This is a genomic window from Stygiolobus sp. RP850M, assembly GCF_037389295.1.
GTDB lineage: Archaea > Thermoproteota > Thermoprotei_A > Sulfolobales > Sulfolobaceae > Stygiolobus.
The window spans coordinates 41,498-62,062 of sequence record NZ_JBBHKU010000050.1 but is presented as its reverse complement, the minus strand read 5'-3'; the positions used below and the strand labels follow the sequence as shown (position 1 = coordinate 62,062).

Sequence of the window (20,565 nt, the reverse complement as noted above, 5' to 3'; positions counted from 1 at the left end):
ATTTAAAAAGTTGTCTAATAAAAAGACTTACAATCCTTCGTAAGGTATCGTCCTACCGAAACCGGTTAAATTCGCAACAATATCAACAATGATTAATAACACTATCACTGCAAACATAATATAATCCAGTTTACCAAGAGTTAGATTAACTAATGACGTCCTGCTAGGATAAGCCCTGAAACCTCTAGTATCGGCTGAAATTGCCAATGTTTTTGCTCCCCTAAATAAGTACACTATCGCCGGGACTATAGCCATTATTCCGGCGTAAAGGTAATAAAATACCCTTAGAATCCTTGGCTTATTATGACTTAACCCTCTAAGTAACTGCATCTTTACGGAAGTATCTAAAACTTCGAAGATCTTAGGCACTGTCCTGACACCGACCATAACGGAGAATGTAATGGGGAGTGGGACCTTCATCTTGGTGAACATCCTAAAGATGTCAGAAGTTGTAGTTGTGAGAATTAAAAGAAGTGCTGAGACTAGTGTTGCCGTAACCCTAAAGGATGTCTGAAGACCGTAAATCAGCGCTTGCAAAGTGAGGACAGGCTCGTAACCCATGTAAGTGAAATAACTCGGCCACACCCATACGGTTTCGTAAGATGAAGGATTAGGGAATACCAACTCGAGAACGCTAATGGGAGTATAAGGAGCTATCGCCCACGTAGAGCCTATAATTGTAGAGAACACTAAGAGTATTACGTAAAGGAATTTCTTAAGACCGTTATTAAGAGTTAGATAAAGAGGAAGTATAGCTAGAGTTAGTAGAGCACCTATCCACCATATAGTAGTTGAAGCAACAACCATAACCACAACTCCGAAGACCAACTTTGTAATCGGATTTAATTTGTAAAGGAATGTACTTCCTCTCTCAAACCTGGTCAGCTCGATAAAACCCCTAAGACCTATTGCACCAATTATTATTACGACAGGTAATGCTACACCATAAAAGAACAGAAACCAACTTATCACGTTTTGAGTTAGGGGATTTTCATAAAGGAAATTCCAAGGAACCATATTTCATCACCAAATACTCCGTGGGAGGATGAATCCCAAGCCCTTCTTTGGAAAATATTTCCTCCGGTTTATCGTCAGCAACTATCCTTCCCTTTTCCATAACTACCACTCTATCACAGAACTTATCTACGAACCTTGAGTCATGCGTGACTATTAGGAAGGAAAATCCCTTATCTCTCAGGTACTGAACTTCTTTTCCAAACATCTCTCTGTGATACCAGTCTTGTCCGCTCGTGGGTTCGTCCATTAAAAGTACTTTAGAACCAGAAGCAATAACTGAAGCCATAGCCACCCTCCTCCTCTGACCCATCGACAGCATTAAAGGGTCTTCACGCCTTATTTCGTATAAAGAAAACATCTTTAGAATCTCGTCCAGCCTCTCTCTACTATAAATACCTCTATTTTTCATAGCAAAAGCAACTTCGTCTTCAACCGTTCTTTTTATAAACATCACGTCAAAGTTTTGAGGTAAGTATCCAATGTAAGCACCCCTTTCCATAATACTCGATTTGCTCAAGTCCTTTCCCTTTACTACCAGCTTTACCTCTGACTTCAAATTACGGTCTAAAATACCCATGATCGCCTTTAACAGAGTAGACTTTCCGGCACCGTTCTTACCCATTAGTGCGGTTATTTCACCCTTACGTAAGGTTAAAGACGTGTCTACTATTACCTTACTTGACTTCTTGTCCCAAACTTTCACCTCTGCATGTAAAATTGTGCTGTCCCCTTTCATCCTAGGTGGAGGTATATAAACGTAATCTTTAAGGGATTTACGGGTTCCTAAGTGTGAATAGTAATCCGGTACTTCCACCCCGGCCTCCCTTAAGAGGTGAACCTTATCGAAAAGCTCCTCTTTTTTAACGTCAAAAACTAACCTGCCTTTTTCTACTAAAACTACTCTATCAACATAAGGTAAAACCCTTTCCAACTTATGTTCAACAATTATTAACGTCCTTTTCTCCTGCCTAAACTTCTTTACAAGGGAAAAAATCTGAGCCGTTCCCTCAGGATCGATGTTAGAGGTGGGTTCATCAAGAATCAAAGCCTTAGGGTTCATGGCCAAAACTGAAGCAATGACTGTCCTCTGTAACTCACCTCCAGAAAGCTGTATCGTCTCCATATCTAAAAGTTCGTGAACTCCAGTGATCTTTGATGTCTCGATCACTCTGTTCATTATCTCTTCGGGGGGTAACATCAGGTTCTCCGGACCGAACGCAATTTCGTCTATGACCTTGTGATTAAAAACCTGCATTTCAGGGTCTTGTAAAACTGTCCCCACTTCTTTTGCAATATCGAAAATAGGAGTCTTCCTCGGATCCTTACCGAAGACGTTTATTTCCCCTTTTACATTAGCAGAAATCATATTAGGGATTACGCCATTGATTACGTTTATAAGTGTCGACTTACCGGATCCAGACTTACCCACTATCAAAATAGACTCTCCTTCCTCTACGTGAAAATCATGAACTACCAGAGACGGTTTGGCTCTACCTGTATATACCACCTCTACGTTTCTTAGCTCTATTACATTCACTGTCCCACCGCCCTAGCTATGTAATATGCTAGAACCCCACCTATAATACCCATTATAATATCTCCGGGTAGGAATGCTTGTAGATGAAATATTATTTTCCCCCAGTTGGGAGCGTATGCATATATGAATGGCCCGAAGAAACCACTATAAAACAATGGGTCTGGCAGTGCCCATAGAGCACCGACTATACCGCCCTCCAAGGCAGCTAATACATTAGTTCTCCTCACAGATACAGCATATGGTTGGTCTACTTCTTTTGGAGTATAACCAATACCGAATATCTTTCCCTTAGTGAACACTATCATTAAATCAACGAAAAGACCGTACGTTAACGCCTCGTATATAAAAAACATAGGTTCTCCTCCGAAACCATAGTGAAATAAGTCCGATAGAAAACTATATATGAATAACGTCAACATACCCACACCGGGTTTTCTAACCAACCCCGCTACTATGAAAACTATTATTAGTCTTCCCCAGAAACCCACACTAACAAAAGGTGTACTGGGAAGGAACCTTCCTATGAAGCTTCCTATGTAGAACTCCCATACCATTGCGAAGGCTCCACCTATACCTATGTAGACGAGATCCAATGTAGTGAACGCCTTTAAGCCTCCATATTTCTTACCTATAAAAAATACTATTGCTAGAGCTATGGCGAAATATCCTACTACAACTTCCCACGGTAATTCTCCAGGTTCATTTACCGCACCACTTATACCGTTAAAACCCATGTTTCCTCGATATAAAGTTACTAACACAATTTATAAGGATATCCTATTTAGACTATATATATTTTATAATTCTCTTTACAACTATGTATTGCTATGATTAATAGATTTTTAATAATGATAATATCAGTCAGACGTATTTCGATACAGAATTTAACGTGGAAACTGTTTTAACTGGAAAAATCCTTATATTATTCACCGTCTCAAGTTTAGTGTAAATAATGTGGACGTGTCGCGGCACTGACTGGTGAGGACGCTTGACCGCCTGAACCCTATATTATTGTTTTTAAACCACGTAAGTAAAATATACACTATGAGTAAAGGCACTTACCTGATTAAAAACGGCAATAGGATAACCGTTATAACGGGGAATTATACAGCTGAGTTTGAGGGAAATTCTGTAAAAGGCTTCATGGACTTTCAGGGATTAAAAGTTGAGTTTGAGGGAAAAGTAAACTCTCTGCCTAAAACAGTAGAAGAGGCAAACGAGATCATAAAATCCCTATTCTTAAGCCCGCCTATAAAGGTCAAAATGGGATCCGTTGTAGAGGCTGAAAACGACAAAGTAAAGATAAAGGCTTGGGGGATAATCATAAACGACATTAATTCTCTATTTAATAAACTCTCTGAAATAAAAATTTTCCCTGTGGATGTTAATAAAATTTCTCATTACTATGACCTACCTCCTAAGGTAGTGAAGAATATTCTTAAGGAAAGCCCTTTAGAGGTGGATGAGAGAGCACAAAGGGATTTTATGCACAAATATGGGACCCAGTTGCCCCGAGTAGAAGAACTGGGAGAGTTTAAGGTCATACTTGACGTAGACAAAAACTTTGGTATTGCCAGACTATTTTATAACAATATCTTGATATACTCAGTTAAGGTTAGCCTCTCTACACTTGCACACTACCTTAAACTTGATACCAAGGATTTAACTGAGGAACTTTTATATTCCCTTGAGGCTCTTATTAATCTCGCTGGCAAAGCTACTGGTAACGTGTTACCAGGTGTAGTTGAGGTACATAATGACGGTATCATAAAGATCACGAGTTCTAACGAAGTCGCGGAGATACCTATAAACGATACGAGTAGGCTTAGTGAGTTCATCGATGAGCTGAGGAAAAAGTTTTTACTATTAAGTCATAGATAGTGTTAGAAATGAGCATATTCGGCTTAGACGTAAAGAGAATTCATGAGAGTATCAGATCGCAATTGGATGATATATTGACAGAGTCTCACGAAGTGAGGGGAATTTCTAAAGGTTACGAGATAAGGCAGAGATACACGAGAAATATCGACGGTGAGATAGAGGAAATCTTCGTTAAGAAAGGGGATTATAGCGTAAGCCTTTACATAAACTCCAACGGAATATATACAGTAACTATTACCAAAGATGGAAAGATAGAGGCTAAAGAACTCTCACGTGAAGAGTTAGAAAAAATTATCAAAGATATTCTTTCGACCATATCGGGTTAGATCTTCTTACAATCACCGCTTGAACAGTTATAAATATCTTTAAAACCTAATTTATCTTTAGCTATTTCTATATCAGCCTTTACGTCGTCTATTGAAGTTGATTGTAGGATATATGCACCGATTTTATCAGTGGGCCTTGCCGTAATAGGGTAGAAGTACACTTCCGTCTTTTTCTGTGGCCACTGTATCTTCTTTACGTCGATTAACTCCGTCTTGACGTTCTTAGTCACTTCCTTTTTTAACATCTCTTCGTTTATTTTTGCGTTTAATTGTTCTAACTCCTCTAAAGTCTCGAACTTCTGCCCTGAGAAAACATCCACTAGCTTTTCCTTAACGTTTTTGCTTACATTTTCGCCCTTCTTTACGACGTTGAAGACGAGCTTCATTGCAGCACAATCCGTGTGAGGAAGGTATATAACCTCGTCCGGGTTTATCTCCTTAAGCCTTTGTAAGAACTCCTTTACATTTGCACCAGCATTCCTGAAAATTAACGTGTCTTTGTCTGTCCTCTTCAATATTTCATCAGTGAGTCTGTAGTCCATACATGAGACGATAACTCTTTTCATAAGATACAATTACACAAGATGCTAATTAATCAAAAATTTGAAGAATTGTTAATTTTATTTTTATGTACGTTTAAATAATTTAAACATTTCGATTAAAGTTAGTCAGCCCGGGGCTCTCAAATTATTAATTCACTGATCATCTTGGGTAGCGTCATCATCCCTTTATTTTCTCTAAGGGTATCTTGTTTGTTATTTGTCCGAAAACCATTATTAAGATTGACGATATTACAGACGCTATACCTACTACACTGGTAGAGAAAGCTAGACCTATGTGATCCTGCAATAACACGAAGACTATAGGCCCTACAGCTCCTCCTAAGTGACCTATACCGTCGGCAATCCCATAGCCCAAAGTCCTTATCTTAGTTCCTAGGTTTTCAGCAGTATACGCATACATAGCCGGAAACTTAAAACCTTGGAAGAACATGATAGCAAAACCTATCGGCAAAAACATGATTCCCGAAAAAGGCCAAATTATCATAAGAATAGCCGATAGTAGGTTTGCCGATGAAGAAGTGTACTTCCTCTGCAGACGGTCGTTTAGTACACTTGCAATAACAACTCCTAGTGGGTCTCCGTATAGAATATAGCCGAAGTAAAGATTAGAAGGGGTATATCCTTGGCTTGATATTAGTGAGAAGATTGGAGTCGAGAATAACGCATAACCAGTGAAATAACTTGCAAACCAAATCAATGTGAAGATAACTACATCCTTATCCCACCTAAGGCTCTCATATCTTTTATTCTCCCATAATGCCGACTCAGGTAATTTTATCCTAAATAAGAGAGCTATTACTGCCAAAAGTAAACTAGGTAGAAACAATAGTCTCCAAAAATCCTCTCCTAAAAGAATAGCTATAGGAGTTACTACTAAACTCATCAAGAATCCGCTCATTGTAGTATAACCGACATTCTTCCCCCTTGATTCTGCGCTTGACATTTCTGATACATAAGATGGAACTATAGCTACTTCACCCTCTATTCCTATACCTATTAGAAGTTCAGCCACGAGTAGCATTGCTAGGTTAAGCGATATAAACCCCAGTAGAGAGCCCATACTGATTAGAGCCATAGAACTGAGAAGCCCGAACTTTCTTCCGTATTTACTTGCTAAATAACCGTTTATTACTCCTCCTAGGAAGTAGCCTAGCATTTCAGCTGACAATATTAGTGTTGATGAGATCTCCCCTATCTGTTTTGATGCATAATTTTCGATATAGGGAACGTTAAAAATATCCCAAAAAGTCAAGGATGTTCCTATGGATAAAAGGGCAATCTGTTTTTTCGATAACATAAGGTGTTCAAAAAATCTAAACATTTTTAATCTTTCTTCACGCTCTTATTTTCTAGTTTATTTAATCTATATGAGACAGCTAGACCCATGAGAACACAAGAGGTTGTATATATGATAGTACCTCCTACAGAAGCTACAATGAAACCTAATAAAAAAGTTACCACGATGAGTGATGCAATACCCCCCATAAGACCCTTCATATACCAATGAGGACTTTTATTCCATAACTTGGCGATAAGATAACCGGCTAAAAGACCACCAGAAACCAGCGAAATTAGGTCTAGATATAGCAAACTAAAAGGAAGAAAAATGGGAAGTTCTTGACTATATTTTGTAGCTTCTGTAACATTTCCGTTTGTTGAATTAAGTATTTCATGATAATAATATTGTTGTAACTGAGGTAGTTGTGGATAAATGAATAATGTGTAGTATAACGCCGTTGAGCTAACCGCAAACAGAACCCCGAATATTAACCCCCATTTTAAGCCAGTGGACGTTTTCATATAACGTGATCATCGCATCCGTACTATTTAAATTAAGTAAGCTGAGAAAACTGATGCCTCTACCAGTGAAAATTGTAATTACAGCTTAAAATTCGTTATGTCTTGTTACTTTTTCCCTGATAATTTTCGTCTTCAAAATAATCCTCTGAAATCATTTCCCTTACTTCAGCGTAGAGGAATCCGAGTATTATCCAACCCATGAATGCATAGACTATGTATGCTTGAAAGCCTGGTATCGAATAAAATAGTACAAACAAGCTAATTACTATCGCTATTAAGCCAATAACAATTTCTGACTTATGTTTACGGGGTCTCTTAGACGCAGTTCTTATCAAGGAAAAATCTGCAGATAAGTGGATGAACAAATTAAACATTCCAGCTAAGGAACCCAGTATAAGGAAAGTATCATAGAGCCCTAGGAAGTAGCTTAACAAAACTACTAACGCAGTAAAAGTTCCAGCTATTGTCACCTCTGCATATAACGGCTTATCATTTCTCTTCTTAGCTAAAATCTGTGGAAATATCTTATCCTCAGCCATAGCCTTTAAAGTTCTAGAGTTAGCTAAGATATAGGTCATCCCCCCTAAGGTTCCGTCATTTAAAGCTACGAAAGCTAGCAATATAGCTACGATAAAACCGAAATTACCGAGTAAATATTCCACTAAGTTACCCGTGAAATCCATTGAGCCTAACGAGTAAAAGAAAAACGTAGCTATTAAGCCACCAAAAAGTAGTACAGCAATTGCAGCTTTACCAATTTCCTTAGATTTAGCCTCTTCACCTAGAGGTGCAATTGACCCGTAACCCGTAGGTATTCCCAAACCTAAAACTACTGCGTCCAGAACTCCCGGATTGATGGATTTCGGAATCGGATTATAAAATCTCCAGCCAGATTCATAAAGAAAGTAAACAGCCAAACCAGCTATCGCTATAATTTCAACTATTGACATGATCATAGCAAACTTAGCTGAAAATTTTATTCCTGAAATTACTAAGGAGGAAGCGGTAACGCATACTACTAGTGCTAAAAACCACTGTTGTGAAATAGGGAAGATCAAGCTATTACCAGTTACCTTGGAGAGAATAGTATACAAAACATAAGCACCGCCAGCCAAGAGTGTCCCACCGTAAGATAAGGCGTAAATAAGGTAAGTCCAACCAGTATTTAGTCCCAATCTAGGTGTTAAGGAGTATAGAGCGTAAACGTAGAAACCTCCACCTCTCTTATACCTCTTCGATAAAAAATACACTACCAGACCGTTAAACAATACTACAAAAGTTGCAATAAGCATGGCAAAAGGACCAGCCAAACCAGCTTCTGCTATCATCACAGTACCGAAAGTAAGGAGGGATATAAACGGGGCTTGACCCCCAAATGATATGAAGAAAAGATCAACGAAAGATAGACTATTATCTCCTTTGTTAAACTCTGATTTGGCTTGTGAGGACATTATTATACAAATTGAGACTTCCCTCTTATAAAAGTAGTGTAAAAACCGTCCTAGTAAATTAGTATATCTCTTCTAATCATTTGTAAAAAATTCTAACTAGAAAGACTTAAGTTAATTCATAGAATTATTTGGTTTTACTTGCCAAGTCCAGACTATCGCATACTATAGCTTAGTATCCTCTCCAAGGCGTGTTGAGTACCATTCTTAAAGTGTTCCTCAGTCCACCTTTCTCTAAGGCTAAAAGGAAAGGTTAACCTAACGTTCCATTTAGAGCAAAGCTTTGTTTCAGTGATATAAATCTCATGAGTTCCTAAAACTGGTCCTTTAAGGTAGTTGATGATAATTCTTTTTTCACCCTCGCGGATCTCAATTTTCACCTTTCCCTTAGATGGGAAAGCAAACCTTACATCCCCTTCATATATACCTTGACTCGTCTCCTCCACGTTAAGCTCTCTCGTCCCTTTCCAGAACTCTGGAATCTTCTTTACATCCTTAACTACATCCCATACCTTTTCCCTATCGTCTATTTCTTTACAAATCTCAAAGTTTATCATCTCTTAAGCACCAGCCCGAATTGATAAGGGCTAGGTGAGAATTTTTCAACTAATGAAAAGTCCTTGAAAAATGCTAGATAATCTGCCTCACTCATCCTCTTACTCAAGGGAGGTCCCATAGTAGTTTGTTCCTTTTTCCAATCCACTATAATAACCTTCCCTCCAGCCTTTAAAATCCTCTTTAACTCTTCTACCACTTTTTCCTTATTTCTCATGTCATGAAAGGAGTTAGCCAATAAAACAACATCTACACTAGTGCTAGGGAGAGATATTTCTTCAGCTGATTCACACAGAAATGAAGCTGAAGGTGCACTCTCTTTAGCCATTGAAAGTGCTATGCAGTCCACGTCAATACAGTACACTTTCTTGGCTAACTTGACTAATGTCTTACAATAATACCCTGGTCCACATCCTAAGTCGACAACAATATCATCTTTTGTAATATATCTTGGAAGAAAATCATCGGGATTCTCCGGGTGTATAACTAATCTCACAAATATTAAAACTCTCAACGTTTTAAAAATTTTTACCCTAGTATTTTAATCTGAAAATTCTGCAATTTTTTCCAGTTTTTTCATCAACTTAAAGAGATTATCTACCCTGAACTTAAATTCAGACTCACCTTGTGGTCTTGGATGGTATTCTCCGTGAAGTCTCTCACTATTAACAAAGAGTTTGACTATCTCTCCGTCATTAAGCTTATAGGAAAGATAATCTATAAGCGAGAAATAATCTTGATAACTTGTAATTTCAAATCCGAGCTTTGTAGCAATACTTTGCATAAGAAACGCTAGCCCCCTCCAATACATCTCTCCTGATTCGACTAGAGCACCTTTTTCTTCTAATTCTCTACCTCGGATTATGTACTCCTTACTTATTGCCTGAAGTGCCCTAACCTTTTCTTCTTGAGACATTATATTAAGTACTAATTTAACGACTATGTCACTAACTGAAGCCCTCTCCTGCTCACCTATCTTTTCAAGGTAGGCGTAAACTTCATCGGGTACTAGTATTTCCTTCATTGTTATTAATTATCTCACCTAGCCTTTTATATACTTCTAAAGCTGAGGGTCTTTTTTCGGGATCTGGAGAAGTCATCTGTCTTATCAACTCTATTAAACGTTTGTCTACGTTCTCCTCAACGGTTAGAATTTCATGGAATTTCACGTAGAACTCTTTTGCCTTTTGGATAGAAGGCATTGGATCCTTATTTTCTTTATAAAGCAGCTCAGCGTCATTAATGAAGTTTATTACTTCCCTAGGATTAAAGGGTTGTCTAACCAGTAGAGAATACATTGTAGCTCCAAGAGAATATATATCCATGTAGAACTCCGCCCCTTTGTCTCTGAATAAAGCCTCTACCTGATCTAAAGGGCAATATTCGGGAGTATATTGTATGAACCTCTCACCTCTCTTTCTAGCTGAACCTAAATCGCTTAGCTTAACTTTTACTTCTCCCTTAATTAGATTTTCGAAGACCTCTTTACCTGTCCTCCCCGGATACTTTGAGAACAAAATATTTGATGGTTTTACATCCAGATGTACGAAGCCCATTTCGTGGATAGATTTTAATGCTTTAGCGATTTCATAGCCTATTAACGCTACTATCTTCCACCATTGGTCGGAATAATATACGTTATTATCGCCCATAAGGGATTTAGCACTACCTCCTTCCATATACTCCATAACCAAGATCGGTGGTTCTTTCATATAGGACAACACGTCACCTGAAAGAATCTTTTTCAAGCTGAAAGAATCTATCTTCGCGTCGACGAACCTAACTATGTTCTCGCTTCTGTTAGACAAGTCCCTCAGCTGTGAGTACTCGTTTACGAAGTCATAATAACTCGCGCTAGATGTAGATGGAGGCATAAGTATAGGAATTTTAATTGCGTATTTTTTACTATCTTTTTCACCTACTAAGACGTAGGCTGAACCTCCTTTACCTAAATAAGATGTTATCTTATAATCGTAAAGTTCCTTCCCTATCCATACTTCTGGATCCCAATTATATTTTAAGTACTCTAGTTTTAAGACTTCTATTTCTTTCATTATATTAACCAGTTTAGGCGAAGGAGAAATTTCTAAAGCTAACTCACCTACTTTTTCAGCTAGGTTGACGTCTTTTTCCTTTACAAACCTTAGATAATTAACCACGTCTTTCGTCGGGACTTGTTTCAACTCAAAGAAGCATTCAGCTACTTTCTTGTAATCCACTTCTAAATAATTAATCTTATAAGGACAAAATTCCGGTAACTTAACTACAGCGATACATAACTTTATATCGACCAACTTCTTATACACTTCTGTTAGGTCACCCTCATATATGAAAGAAGCTCTTTCAGCCAACCTTAAATCGTTTCTCTTAAACGCTTCTATGATGACATTAGCTAAATCCTGCTGAGAAAAAACAAAACTCGTACTAATCGAGCCGGAAAGACCGAACATTATGGATATAGGTGAGACAAATAAATACGCTACCGCACTTCCTACAGCGACACTTATAATCGATATGATAACATTAATGTACTCGTGCATTAAGTAATCCTTTCTCATTAAATAGAGTACAAACGTGATAATTACTACAGCGTATGCAAGGTAAGCATACTTGCTCAGGGCTCCAAAGAGGTTTAACGCCCAAAGAGAAGGAGAGATATATGTGGAGTAGAAAGCTAGAAACAGAACTTGAGTAACAAAGTAAGGAATAGCTAAAGTGAAAACCCCACTTGGGTCAAAAGGTCTATTATTGACTGATAATATTAGCCCAGCGGATACCAATAAAGATACCGGTAAGAAACCGTTAAATAACACAGAGAGTAAAACAACAACTGCAAAACCTATTAGAGGAGAGAGCCTATTCTTGAATGAGAGAACAGAGGAGACTAGTCCTAAGATGGGAACGAGTAGTCCGATAACGTTAACACCGGAGACGAGAAGAGTAAACACTAAACCTGACAGAATAAGACCTATCCCTAAGGTTCTATAGCTAGGTCTTATTCCGAGAGCTACGATAGGTGGAATAAACGAGACCCCTAATGTGAATGAACCCCCCTTTATCACGTAGAGGATTATAGGTAACGCGCCGAGATAAATCAGCATCTTGCTAACTCTATATAAATCCATAGGTAAAATGAATGAAATAAGGTATATAAATTTTCGCATGAATTATTACTTATTTTCTTATTACTAAAATCACTTAATGAAAATCTATTGATTTATATAATTACTGGCTATTTTCCAATAAATGCATGATTTATGTAATCCTTTGCTTTATTACTTCCTCTATCTTCTCAGGCTCCGGTATATCTTTGAGGATCTCTACTCCTTTTCCTCCCTTTAAAACTATATATATAGAACCACAATTAAACTTTCGTGCTAATAGACCTTGGGATAGAAATCCATCCTCGATTTCACTATATTCTATCCTCTTTGTAGAGAGAAGGTTATGAACAACTATATACGTCTCCCCTATTTCATAGTAATTTAAATACTTAAGCGAAGAATAAGACAGTAAGAGAGAAAAGGAGATCAGTAAGAATTCAATAAAATTCTCTATCTTGCTTACATTCAAAAAAATAGAAAAAATTAAAATTAAAAATGTCCCTTTAACTATTGTTTTTGAGATTTTTGGTCTAACAACCAACATGCTACTTTTCTACCACCAATCTCGAAAAGTGGAGGCTCCTCTTTTTTGCAAATATCCATTGCATAAGGACATCTTGGATTAAATCTACAAGCCGGAGGAGGACTAATTAGCGAAGGTACTTCACCAGAAGGCGGAGTTAGTGCCTTCTTAGACAATGTTGGCACTGAAGAAATCAAGCTTTGAGTATAGGGATGTTTAGGTGAAGATATTACTTCCTCTACTTGCCCTATTTCAACCAACTTCCCTGCGTATAGGACTGCTACCCTGTCGGAAATGAATTTCGCCACACTTATGTTATGCGTAATAAACATATACGTTATGTTTTTCTCCCTCTGTAATTTAACCAGAAGATTCAATATTTGAGCTTGAACTGAAACATCTAAGGCAGAGGTAGGTTCATCCAACACTATAAATTCAGGAGACGTGATTATAGCCCTAGCGATAGCCACTCTCTGTAATTGCCCACCTGATAGCTCTCTAGGATACTTATTTGCTACGTATTCATAATCAAGTCCCACTTCTTCTAAAGTGTTTCTAACCGCTTTCAGCCTTTCCTCTTTTGGTAGTCTACGTGAGGCCTCCAAGAGAATATCTAAGATTTTCATTCTGGGATCTAAGCTCGATGCCGGATTCTGAAAGACCATCTGTACTTTTCCTCTAATTTTGGACAAATTCTCCTTAGTTACTCTTTCCCCTTTAAAGTATATTTCCCCCGACGTAGGAAGGTCTAATGTGGCTAAAATCCTTCCTAATGTCGTTTTACCAGAACCCGACTCACCTACAACTCCTAATACTTCACCGCTATAAATCTCAAGGCTAATATCGTCAAGAGCTTTTACGTAAATAGGTTTCTCGCGGAAGAGTTTTTCTATTAGCCCAACCTTTTTTATCTCAAAATACTTCTTTAAATGCCTCACTTCATATATAACCTCTTTACTCATATAACCAGCACCTCACCTTTCGCCCTTTTACTTCAACCAACTCTGGTTCTTTCATCTTGCATTTCTCCATCACCCTATCACATCTAGGGTTAAACTTACACCCCATTGGTAAGACTAAAAAGGAAGGAGGAGAACTTTCAATTGCTTTAAGTCCTCCGTCCTTCTTAGTTATAGATGGTATACTTGATATTAAACCCTGAGTATAAGGATGCAAAGGACTTTTTATCACATCTTCTATGTTTCCATCCTCCATTATTCTTCCTGCATACATCACTACCAGTCTGTCAGCTATAGCGTAGACTAACGATATATCATGAGATATAAAGATTATAGAGATCTTCTCTTCATCCCGTAACTGTTTAAACAATTTTACTATCTGAGCTTGAATAGTTACGTCCAAAGCTGAAGTAGGCTCATCTGCAATCAGGATCTTAGGTCTCAATATTAGAGCCATCGCTATTACGACCCTCTGAATTTGACCGCCAGAAAGTTGATGAGGGTATTTCTTTATGAACTCCTCAGGATCAGGTAACCTTACGTCTTTTACCGCGTTTAGTACAATTTCATTAGCCTCTTTTTCATCTACTCCAGGCTTCTTGACTTTTACAGCTTCTAATAACTGATCTCCTATTCTTTTTACTGGATTCAGACTATTAAGGGGATTTTGAAGGATCATGAATATACCAGTTCCTCTTACCTTAGTCATCTCCTTTTCATTCAATTTCACGAGGTCGTTACCCTGAAATATTATCGAGCCTTTTTCTATAAATGAATTAGGAGGTAATAACCTTATGATAGCGTGACCAAAAGTACTCTTTCCAGAACCAGATTCTCCAACTATTCCTACAATTTCTCCTTCCTCTAGCGAGAAGTTAATTTTATGAAGTACTGTAAACTTACCTGCTAACGCCTTATATCCCACACTCAAATCATTAACTTCTAGTAAGCTCAATAAACCACCCTCCCAGAGATTATGTCTTGAATTCTGTCTCCAAGTAATATAAAACTGGTTACAATAATCACAATAACTAGAGATGGAAATAATGGATACCACCACGCTTGCGGTAATTCTTCAACTCCGTGAGACACCATTGAGCCCCATTCTGGAGTGTTGGGATTGAGCAATCCGATTCCCAAAAACGTTAAAGTCGCGTACGTCAAGATCACGTTACCGAAGTCAAGAGAGGCATAGGCTAGAACAGCATCTATTACATTATGGACAACGTGCTTCGTGAGAATCTTCAACCTACCTAGACCAAGAAGTTTTGCTGCGTCAATATATTGCATATTTTTGACTACTAACGTTTGACTCCTGAAAAGCCTTGCATAAGTAGCCCACCACGGTACCATTAAGCCTATTATTGCACTAGTAAAAGACTCTCCCAATAAGACACTAACTGCTATAACTAAAATCAAACCCGGTACTGCCAGAAACACATCAGTTATTCTCATTAGTACTTCATCAACAATACCACCAAAATACCCAGATAATATTCCTACCACTCCCCCTATTAATATAGCTGATAATACTACAATCGTGGAAATCTCAGCATCAGAAGGAGTTGCATACAAAACTCTTGATAAAATGTCCTCTCCGTTAGAGTTAGTGCCGAAAGGATGCGCAAATGACGGAGGTAGAAGAGCCGTTGACGGGTTGTACTGGAACGGATTATAAGGTAAGAACATATATGAAAGTCTTACGTAAAGTATTTGTCCCGAGGCGTACTCCAACAGTCCCTCAAATAAAGACCATATGTAATAAGCGAAAAGAATTATGAAAGCTACTAGTGCAGGTTTACTTCTCAAAACTAGCCTTACTGTCTTATTCGTCAAAAAGAAAACTAGCGCTAATATAGCTACTGAGATCGTTATACTGAAGGTCGAGAACAGGACGTAAGGAACTAATGATAATATGTCGAAATGAACGGATTGTAGCGTTCCTTTGTTTGCATAATGTAGGTACACTCCTATGTTTATTAAAAGGTAAAGAGCTAATGCTATTATAACAAATCTTCTCCACTCCTTTCTGAAGTTCATTGAACCTTCACCCGCGGATCTAATATACCGTAAAGAAGATCCGCTACAAAGTTGGCTACTATTACAGCAATTCCGACTATAATTGTAAAGTCTAGAACAGCAATATAATCTAGGTTCTCTATTGCTTGAGTTATGTAATATCCTATGCCCTGATAACTGAAAATGTCTTCAACCAGAACCGCCCCAGCTACTGAATAGCCAAAGAAGAGCGCTATTAGGGTTATTACTGGAATTAGACTATTCCTTAACGCAATCTTATATACTACATAACGTCTTGTGAGACCTTTAGCTAAGGCTAGTTTAGTGTAATCCGATTCCATAGAGTCTATCATTGTAGCCCTAGTTACTCTTGTGAACAAGCCGAACGTAATTATAGCAATACTTAAGGAGGGTAGTATTGCATGCCTAACAGCGGATACAAAGAACGTCCAGTCTCCATCAATTAACGCGTTAAGTATTGGAAAGTCTGTATAGTGAGGTGGACAAGTGAGCAACTCATTTACCGGTTCCCCTGCAGGTAACAAATTTAGATAGTAAGCTATCACTAGTTGCAAAACAATTGCAATGAAGAAGGGAGGGGAGGCCCACGTTGTAATATATAACCCTTTAATTGTTTTGTCCTTCCATGTCCCCCTTGATGATGCTGCCACTGCCCCACTGAGTAGTCCGAGGATTGCCGCTAGAATATCACCGGGTATCACTATCTGAAGACTTATAGCAAGTTTAGGAATTAATAATGACAGTTCTGAAGTCTTATATATAGGATCTACACCCCAGTTTCCAGATAATATATCTTTGAGATAGTTCACGAACTGGACGTAAAGTGGTTCATCCAACCCGTATTCCTTTATTATTTGTTGAATCTCCACGGGAGGGGCATGGGGGTTACCAGCATATATTCGGGCTAGCTGTGCAGGATTTGGTGCTGCTGCATGGATGAGGACGAACACGAAAAAGATCAATAAGAGTATGGTGATAAAGCCGTTTATCATTCTCTTTATAGCAAATTTTATATAATCCGTCAGCATAAACATAAATCCCTTAAATTGTTTATTAAATTTTCCCATAGTATATGAAAACTAACGAAAAAGTTAATTACTAGTTAAAAAGATGCTTATACTGATTACTATGAAAAGTAAAAAGAAGTTAGGTCTTTCAAAAACTGCTATTATAGGAATAATAATAGTAATTTTAATCATAGCAATAGCAGCTGGAATATTTTTAACAACGCAGCATCCTAGTACTACTTCTACAACTACAACTTCGGTTAGCACATCAGTAAGCACAAAAACATCAACCTCACCGACAATGGTTACACTTTCGCCACCAAATACAAGTGTACTAATTGATGACTCTCAAATTGCTCCACCAGACGCTTTAGACCCCGCTACAGGTTTCTATGTACAAGACGGTCCATTGTTTACAGCCTTATTCCAAGAGCTAGTCGAGTTCAACGGAAGCAACTTCCATCAAGTAGTTCCAGTAATAGCACAAAACTATACTACAACAAACTACGAGAACTATACATTCTTTATTAGACAAGGAGTATACTTCCCAGATGGAGTACAAGTAAATGCTTCAACCGTATGGTTCTCGTTTTATAGGACTTTACTAATAGGTCAAGGGCCAGGAGTTGCTAATTATATAGGACTATTATTCAACTCTACGGTTTACGGACAGACTGGTTATGCAATTCCTTGGGGAGTTAATAATGCAATTCAAAATGCTACTGGTTTACCCACTGCGAAAAACTATACCCTAACAGCTCTTATATTGGCTTCTATACTGTCCCACTTTAATGCCAATAACGCAACTATTCAAAAGATAATGGAGTACCCATATCAGGCTGTCGTTGTTAAAGGACCTTATGAAGTCCAGATCAACGTGTTAGCTCCATACAAATTCTTCCTTTACGATATTGCTTCATGGTGGGGTGCCATAGTGAACCCAGTATTCGTTGATGAACACGGGGGTGTACAGCCTAACTCACCTAACGCCTATCTAGATGAAAATGGTATGAACGGGACTGGTCCATACGTTATAGTAAAAGTTACCAGTGGTTTCAGCACGATAGTCTTAGATAAAAACCCACACTATTGGGCTCAAAACGTATCTAATATACCGGCTGTTGCACAGCCCGCTCATATACCCGCATTAGAGATAAACTACGGTCTATCCCATGAACAAAGAGTAGAGGACTTCCTCACTAACAAGGCTCAGATGAGCTATGTGAGCATAACTTACATATACCAGATACTTAATCAAAGCCCCTACAACTCAATGCCAATTAACGAGACTTTCAGAAACTTCGGATCTGAACCTGGAGTCCTATACATCTCGATGAATATGATGAAGTTCCCCACTAACATAACCGACTTTAGACTAGCGATAGAGTATGCAATTAACTACCAGCAATTACTAAGCATATTCAGTTATCAAGGACAAGATTTAGCAATTGAGTATTTAGGGCCAATTTCCCCCCAATTCCCTGGCTATTATAACCCAGACAACCTAAGTGAATATACTTACAACCCAGCATTAGCAATTAAATACCTAAACGAGGCTGGATATCAGGGAGGCTTTTACGTAGTCTTACCTAATGGTACGGTAATAGGAAACCCGAATGGTCAACAATTACCTACGTTAGACATATATTCATTAGCACCAGTTAATTTATTAGAGCAAGAAGAGCTTACAATAATAACTCAGGATTTACAGCAAATAGGAATAAGCATATCTACCAAGTTCGTTCTACCGTCAGTAACAGATAGCTGGACAACTCCTAACGGAACGCCGGTTATGGTTAACTTGGGATGGTTCCCAGACTGGCCTGATCCAGTATTCCAACAATTAATGCCATTAACAGACGTGCAATTTGGAGGAATATCTGGCAATTTAGCATGGGTAAATATTTCGACCTTGCAGACAATGTATCAAACTTTACCGTTTATAACTAATACGACAGAGCAAGAACATATGGTAGCACAAGCATATAACATTATATACCACGAAGCACCTTACGTATGGTTACCGGTTCCAAGCACTTACTACTTTGTACAGCCATATGTACAAGGATTCGTATACGACCCATTCGTCGGATATTTCTATAATATGATGTACTACTCTAATTCAAGCAGTTAATTTTTTTAATTTCAAATTTAAACATATAATGAAAACAGTAGAAAAGTTATTCGTTTCTAAGGAATTTTAAATTATAAGACAGATGTTCTAATATATGTCTCGGTTCTATTGGAATCGAAGTAAAAAGACCTTTCTTCTCCACACCAACCATCACATTTAAAGTTCTTGAGGTAACGCTAGACGATATGATAAAAGTGTACTTAATCTTTCCCCTTATATCTTCTAGAAGATACTTAATTCCCTCACTTGAAGTAGATATTGTAAGATCAAATTTTTGCAACTCATCTCCAACTTTTATATTTTTTACTGTTTCAAACGGGTATAAGAATACTATGTATTCATTTTCACTCTTCTTTTTAAAGAGATGAAAATGCCATATTAAGGGTATGAAGAGCTCTGCTTTCGATAATAATTTATAAACATTTGATGAATATGGTAAATGTTCATTAACCCACATAATTCTTCATCAATAATATTCCAGTTCCAATCAGTAACATAATATCTAGAAGATAGCAGGATACACTTCTGCTATGATATGCAATGGTTTTCCTAGTAATGGAGCTTTATCAACGTGGGTATAAATTATTAAAAATGTATTAAAAAGGAAGAAGAAGTTTTCTTGTATTCGTAAATATCTCGTATGATGCAAACAAATACAAAGCTGCGTTAAAACCGAAACACTCCGAATATATAGCAAAGATTAAAGACGCATGACCTACAACACTCGAAGCTATTACTGCAGCATTATAACCTACTATTAGATGAACTGTAGACCATATTGCTGCTGAAACACCTACAATTATCCTCAATATCTTTTCATTACGCTTCCTACTCGGTTGGGCATTAAGGGGACTTAGAGCTTAGATATTATTAGACTATTTCCCAACTCAGGATAGCCTAACTTCATACTCTAAACTTCCACTTTTAACCCTTAACCTATCTCCCTTTTTAACGTTAGTGGGTCCTACAAACACTCCTGAAGATACATAACCGTTTACGTAACCTACCCTCCTCAATAACCACTTCACCATATCATCTACAGTTCCGTAAACATATCTAGGTCTGCCCTTGCCTACTTTATGACCGTTAAGGTAAAGCTCCACTTCCTCGTTGTAGGGAAGTTTAATACTTTCACCGACGAATAACCTACCAGCAGCACTATCATCTGCTACGATCTGGTAAGCCTTCAGATTCCAAGTGTCAAACCTCGTAGCGGGCAATTCAATACCGAGGTAGACACCGTTTACACAAGTTGGATAAGATTCAACAGTGCAATGATCCATCTCGAAGACAATTTCGACCTCAGCCATATGATTCTCGAACCATAACTCCACTTCGCTATCAGTTTCAATCATTGGTTTAGTTAATATCCCATATAACGGTTCAGTGGAACCGAAACGTTTGAGCGTTTCTTCAGTAGTGAGGGATATTTTATATCCTCCAAATCCCTCTGATTGAACTAGCATCGAAGAAAACACGTTAAAGACCCTTTTTGCTTGGGCCATAGTCACTTCGAAGGGTTTAACAGATTTCCTCTCTTGGTATGCTTTATAAAGCGTTTGGGCTAGAACATCTTCCAAAGACATGATATATAGTGATAAATGTTACATCTTATTAAGAATAACTATACATTAATTTTACTTCGAATTATAATCAAACGTAATAACTTAA

Annotated in this window: 22 protein-coding genes; 3 read left to right on the top strand and 19 right to left on the bottom strand. The window is 37.9% G+C overall.

The window, feature by feature from the left end:
• Window positions 1–27: 27 nt before the first annotated feature.
• From WIW52_RS05925 to WIW52_RS05915, 3 genes are read right to left on the bottom strand one after another with little or no spacing between them, the layout of a single operon-like run.
• Entirely contained in the window at window positions 28–1,017 is a 990-nt protein-coding gene (locus tag WIW52_RS05925) for an energy-coupling factor transporter transmembrane component T family protein (protein WP_337709225.1), read from the bottom strand.
• A complete protein-coding gene (locus WIW52_RS05920; protein WP_337709224.1) occupies window positions 992–2,554 on the bottom strand; it encodes an ABC transporter ATP-binding protein in 1,563 nt (520 codons plus the stop codon). The genes WIW52_RS05925 and WIW52_RS05920 overlap by 26 nt, the downstream gene beginning before the upstream one ends.
• Window positions 2,551–3,288: a hypothetical protein gene (locus WIW52_RS05915; protein WP_337709223.1), complete on the bottom strand. Its 738-nt coding sequence runs from the start codon at window positions 3,286–3,288 to the stop codon at window positions 2,551–2,553. The genes WIW52_RS05920 and WIW52_RS05915 overlap by 4 nt, the downstream gene beginning before the upstream one ends.
• A gap of 310 nt (window positions 3,289–3,598) precedes the next feature.
• Here WIW52_RS05915 and WIW52_RS05910 point away from each other — a divergent pair, with 310 nt between their 5' ends.
• On the top strand, window positions 3,599–4,435 hold the full coding sequence (locus tag WIW52_RS05910; RefSeq protein WP_337709222.1) for a hypothetical protein: 837 nt from the start codon (window positions 3,599–3,601) through the stop codon (window positions 4,433–4,435).
• 8 nt (window positions 4,436–4,443) lie between these two features.
• Complete coding sequence (locus WIW52_RS05905; protein WP_337702831.1) at window positions 4,444–4,761, top strand: hypothetical protein; 318 nt, start codon at window positions 4,444–4,446, stop codon at window positions 4,759–4,761.
• Here the strand turns inward: WIW52_RS05905 and WIW52_RS05900 are convergent.
• From WIW52_RS05900 to WIW52_RS05840, 13 genes are all read right to left on the bottom strand, one after another.
• Entirely contained in the window at window positions 4,758–5,327 is a 570-nt protein-coding gene (locus tag WIW52_RS05900) for a carbonic anhydrase (RefSeq protein WP_337709221.1), read from the bottom strand. The genes WIW52_RS05905 and WIW52_RS05900 overlap by 4 nt on opposite strands.
• Before the next feature lie 154 nt (window positions 5,328–5,481).
• Window positions 5,482–6,621 (bottom strand): MFS transporter, encoded by a 1,140-nt coding sequence (locus WIW52_RS05895; protein WP_337709220.1) that lies wholly within the window; start codon window positions 6,619–6,621, stop codon window positions 5,482–5,484.
• 26 nt (window positions 6,622–6,647) lie between these two features.
• Window positions 6,648–7,124, bottom strand: coding sequence for a hypothetical protein (locus WIW52_RS05890; protein WP_337702836.1), 477 nt, complete (start codon window positions 7,122–7,124; stop codon window positions 6,648–6,650).
• Window positions 7,125–7,219: 95 nt separating this feature from the next.
• The gene (locus WIW52_RS05885) at window positions 7,220–8,575 is read right to left on the bottom strand and encodes an APC family permease (protein WP_337709219.1); all 1,356 of its coding nucleotides are present in this window, start codon (window positions 8,573–8,575) and stop codon (window positions 7,220–7,222) included.
• A gap of 152 nt (window positions 8,576–8,727) precedes the next feature.
• Window positions 8,728–9,129 carry an SRPBCC family protein gene (locus WIW52_RS05880; RefSeq protein ID WP_337709218.1) on the bottom strand — a complete coding sequence of 134 codons (402 nt, stop codon included), beginning with the start codon at window positions 9,127–9,129 and terminating at the stop codon, window positions 8,728–8,730.
• The gene (locus tag WIW52_RS05875; protein ID WP_337709217.1) at window positions 9,126–9,623 is read right to left on the bottom strand and encodes a class I SAM-dependent methyltransferase; all 498 of its coding nucleotides are present in this window, start codon (window positions 9,621–9,623) and stop codon (window positions 9,126–9,128) included. Before WIW52_RS05875 ends, WIW52_RS05880 begins: the two co-directional genes overlap by 4 nt.
• A gap of 45 nt (window positions 9,624–9,668) precedes the next feature.
• A complete protein-coding gene (locus WIW52_RS05870; RefSeq protein ID WP_337709216.1) occupies window positions 9,669–10,151 on the bottom strand; it encodes a PaREP1 family protein in 483 nt (160 codons plus the stop codon).
• A complete protein-coding gene (locus WIW52_RS05865) occupies window positions 10,126–12,252 on the bottom strand; it encodes a protein kinase domain-containing protein (protein ID WP_337709215.1) in 2,127 nt (708 codons plus the stop codon). Before WIW52_RS05865 ends, WIW52_RS05870 begins: the two co-directional genes overlap by 26 nt.
• A 130-nt stretch (window positions 12,253–12,382) precedes the next feature.
• Entirely contained in the window at window positions 12,383–12,700 is a 318-nt protein-coding gene (locus WIW52_RS05860; RefSeq protein ID WP_337709214.1) for a PH domain-containing protein, read from the bottom strand.
• A 38-nt stretch (window positions 12,701–12,738) separates the two neighbouring features.
• Window positions 12,739–13,716, bottom strand: coding sequence for an ABC transporter ATP-binding protein (locus tag WIW52_RS05855; protein ID WP_337709213.1), 978 nt, complete (start codon window positions 13,714–13,716; stop codon window positions 12,739–12,741).
• On the bottom strand, window positions 13,709–14,668 hold the full coding sequence (locus WIW52_RS05850) for an ABC transporter ATP-binding protein (RefSeq protein ID WP_337709212.1): 960 nt from the start codon (window positions 14,666–14,668) through the stop codon (window positions 13,709–13,711). Before WIW52_RS05850 ends, WIW52_RS05855 begins: the two co-directional genes overlap by 8 nt.
• On the bottom strand, window positions 14,665–15,753 hold the full coding sequence (locus tag WIW52_RS05845) for an ABC transporter permease (protein ID WP_337709211.1): 1,089 nt from the start codon (window positions 15,751–15,753) through the stop codon (window positions 14,665–14,667). Before WIW52_RS05845 ends, WIW52_RS05850 begins: the two co-directional genes overlap by 4 nt.
• Entirely contained in the window at window positions 15,750–16,781 is a 1,032-nt protein-coding gene (locus WIW52_RS05840) for an ABC transporter permease (protein ID WP_337709210.1), read from the bottom strand. Before WIW52_RS05840 ends, WIW52_RS05845 begins: the two co-directional genes overlap by 4 nt.
• 280 nt (window positions 16,782–17,061) lie before the next feature.
• Here WIW52_RS05840 and WIW52_RS05835 point away from each other — a divergent pair, with 280 nt between their 5' ends.
• Window positions 17,062–18,894: an ABC transporter substrate-binding protein gene (locus WIW52_RS05835; protein ID WP_337709260.1), complete on the top strand. Its 1,833-nt coding sequence runs from the start codon at window positions 17,062–17,064 to the stop codon at window positions 18,892–18,894.
• Between the two features lie 46 nt (window positions 18,895–18,940).
• Here the strand turns inward: WIW52_RS05835 and WIW52_RS05830 are convergent, their stop codons facing one another.
• The 3 genes from WIW52_RS05830 to WIW52_RS05820 all read right to left on the bottom strand — a co-directional run bounded on the left by WIW52_RS05830 (window position 18,941) and on the right by WIW52_RS05820 (window position 20,480).
• A complete protein-coding gene (locus tag WIW52_RS05830) occupies window positions 18,941–19,351 on the bottom strand; it encodes a hypothetical protein (protein ID WP_337709209.1) in 411 nt (136 codons plus the stop codon).
• Between the two features lie 139 nt (window positions 19,352–19,490).
• Window positions 19,491–19,703: a hypothetical protein gene (locus WIW52_RS05825; protein ID WP_337709208.1), complete on the bottom strand. Its 213-nt coding sequence runs from the start codon at window positions 19,701–19,703 to the stop codon at window positions 19,491–19,493.
• Between the two features lie 78 nt (window positions 19,704–19,781).
• Window positions 19,782–20,480 carry a hypothetical protein gene (locus WIW52_RS05820; RefSeq protein WP_337709207.1) on the bottom strand — a complete coding sequence of 233 codons (699 nt, stop codon included), beginning with the start codon at window positions 20,478–20,480 and terminating at the stop codon, window positions 19,782–19,784.
• Window positions 20,481–20,565 lie beyond the last annotated feature (85 nt).